The organism is Streptomyces sp. NRRL F-2664, from assembly GCF_000719345.1.
Lineage (GTDB): Bacteria > Actinomycetota > Actinomycetes > Streptomycetales > Streptomycetaceae > Streptomyces.
In genome coordinates this window covers 1-253 of record NZ_JOFX01000561.1, presented here as the reverse complement: position 1 = coordinate 253, position 253 = coordinate 1, and the positions used below count along the sequence as shown (strand labels likewise).

Genomic DNA, 253 nt, shown 5'->3' with positions numbered 1-253 from the left:
GCCGCTGCCCGCACCGCCGCCGCTGTTGTCGCTGCCGGGAGCGGGGCTGGTGGTGGGGCGGGTGTCGGTGCGGGTGGCCAGGTCTCCGCGGCTGTTGTACGTGTACACGGTTTCGGACAGCAGGGTGCCGTCTTTGCGGGTGAGGGTCTCCTTCTTCGGCTGGCCGCTGTCGTAGTAGTCGACCGTCAGGACGGTGCCGTTGCCGTACTCGGTCTTTGCGGGCCGGCCGAGGCTGTCGTAGGTGTAGGCGGCG

At 70.0% G+C, this 253-nt stretch carries 1 protein-coding gene; it reads right to left on the bottom strand.

Annotated features, from left to right (window positions below):
• Positions 1–253, bottom strand: a 253-nt coding sequence (locus tag IF89_RS40240; RefSeq protein WP_043195185.1) for a hypothetical protein, incomplete at both ends; no start/stop codon positions are given.